Annotated in this window: 2 protein-coding genes; one reads left to right on the forward strand and one right to left on the reverse strand. The window is 47.3% G+C overall.

What is annotated here, in order from left to right:
* Positions 1–626: VirB6/TrbL-like conjugal transfer protein, CD1112 family (locus tag HOLDEFILI_RS10155; RefSeq protein WP_006059578.1), on the forward strand; the 626-nt coding region annotated here is incomplete at its 5' end.
* A 108-nt stretch (positions 627–734) separates the two neighbouring features.
* Here the strand turns inward: HOLDEFILI_RS10155 and HOLDEFILI_RS10160 are convergent.
* The gene (locus HOLDEFILI_RS10160) at positions 735–2,036 is read right to left on the reverse strand and encodes an IS110 family RNA-guided transposase (protein WP_050766962.1); all 1,302 of its coding nucleotides are present in this window, start codon (positions 2,034–2,036) and stop codon (positions 735–737) included.
* Positions 2,037–2,165: the final 129 nt, after the last annotated feature.

Below are 2,165 nucleotides of genomic sequence, written 5' to 3' on the forward strand. Positions count from 1 at the left end.
TCCAGATGATCGCAGACAAGAACAACCTGCATGATGTGGACACCTGGATGATTTTCAAGTGGGTGTTCAAATCAGCCGCTGCCATCCTCATTGTCACAAATACATGGAATATCGTGATGGGCGTCTTTGATATGGCGCAGAGCGTAGTGGCGCAGGCGGCAGGGGTTATCAATTCGGATGCGTCCATTGACATTTCCTCAGTTATGACCGATCTGGAACCGAGGCTGATGGAAATGGATCTGGGACCGCTGTTCGGACTGTGGTTCCAATCCCTCTTTATTGGCATTACTATGTGGGCGTTATATATCTGTATCTTTATCGTTATTTATGGCCGTATGATCGAAATCTACCTTGTGACTTCGGTGGCTCCCGTTCCAATGGCTGCAATGATGGGTAAAGAATGGGGCGGTATGGGACAGAATTACCTCCGATCCCTGCTGGCGCTGGGCTTTCAGGCGTTTCTCATTATCGTCTGCGTGGCAATTTATGCTGTGCTGGTGCAGAACATCGCTCTGGAAGATGACATCATCATGGCAATCTGGAGCTGCGTGGGCTACACCGTACTGCTGTGCTTTACGCTGTTCAAAACCGGCAGTCTCGCAAAATCAGTCTTTCAGGCGCACTAAAGCATTCTGGTGATATGTCAAGAACTTTTTGAAAAAGATTTTAATATGTTTTTCAGAAAAAAGGGTAACTTTAACAGACCTTCGGTATATTTAAAGCAAAACCGAATGTCAGTTCGATTTGATATTATATTCGGTGTCCAGCTTTTCGCCGGTGTACAGTTGGTTCTTGACCAGCAATCCAAAAACGAGTCGTACTAATTTACGAGATGTAAGCGCGAGTGCTCTTTTGTGCTGATGTTTGGTTACCTCAGCATATTTTCTGGCATAAAAATCAGCGTATCCAGGGATGTGCTTCCTGACGCTGTTTGCCGCTTCGCCAAGATAGTAGCGAAGATAGGGATTTCCGGCTTTCGACATTTGGTTGTCCTCAGAAACGAAATCTCCGGAATCCCCCTTGGGCCAGTAAAGCCCGGCATATTTGGCAAGGGCATCGGACGAATGAAACGCTGTTATATCGCCTATTTCTGATAGTATCCCGGATGCCCATACCGGACCTATTCCAGGTATGGATTGAAGAATAATCAGGGCGTTAGGGTTCATTCCGTTGATGCATTTTTCAATCGCCTGTTCGATCAGCCTGATTTCTTTCTGATAGGCATGGATGCAGTTAAACGAGCTTGCCAGTGAAACGTTCAGCGGTTCGTACATGCACTTGTCTAAGCGGTAGGAATCCCTGGCTGCCTTCCGCAGAAGTTCGGAAGTTTTGGATATGTCAGAGATACGGTTCCTGCTCTTTTCTGCAAGGAAGGCAAGCAGCTCCTCCTCCGGCATATCGATGATCTCCTGTGGGGACAGGAACTCCGTCAGGACTGCTGAGGACGTAGCACCGTAGAGATTGCCAAAGGGCTTGTCATCCCCTTCAAGGAGCTGAAGCTCACTGAACTTCAGATAAAGATTAGAGACCATATAGGTCTTCTCCCTGGCGATGCACTCAGAAAGGTGCGTGCGGTGCCTTGTAAGGCGTTTCAAGGCTATAAATTGCCCGCCGCGCCAAGGCTCCAGCTTTTTGGTACGGCCTACCCTGCCAAAGTCCGCAATGAGGTATGCATCTGTAGGATCGGTCTTTTCCATTCCGATATAGGACTTGCGGTAATTCGCAGTAGTCTTTGGGTTGACACAGAAGACATAAGGCTTGTAGGGCATGAGAACCTCGCTGGTCGACAGGAAGTTTGAAATATGCACGCTGTATACAGAAGTAGATTCCAGCACGATAAGAAGCGTATCCAGATTTTTATGCTTGTGCATACACTCCGTAATCATATTCACAAGCTTGTCGGCGCCCGGCTGATTATTGTCAAATGACGAAGAGAGGTATTTGTTTTCCTCAAAGTCCATGGCATAGACAACGTTGGTCTTTGAGCTTACATCAATACCAACAAACAAGGTGGACATATAGTTGATCTTTAACATGATATCACCTCCATTCCGATGTGGATTTTTGAAGCCTGAAGCAAAAGGTTTATCCTGTGCTGCATACGGTGACCGAAACCTCGCGCAATGAGCATGCACCCAGTCAGCCTTTCTTGCTGGGGCTAACGG

This window comes from Holdemania filiformis DSM 12042 (genome assembly GCF_000157995.1).
Classification (GTDB): domain Bacteria; phylum Bacillota_I; class Bacilli_A; order Erysipelotrichales; family Erysipelotrichaceae; genus Holdemania; species Holdemania filiformis.

Excerpts from the sequence above, each read along its gene's own strand:
- HOLDEFILI_RS10160 (WP_050766962.1), bottom strand. The coding sequence starts at position 2,036 with ATGTTAAAGATCAACTATATGTCCACCTTGTTTGTTGGTATTGATGTA.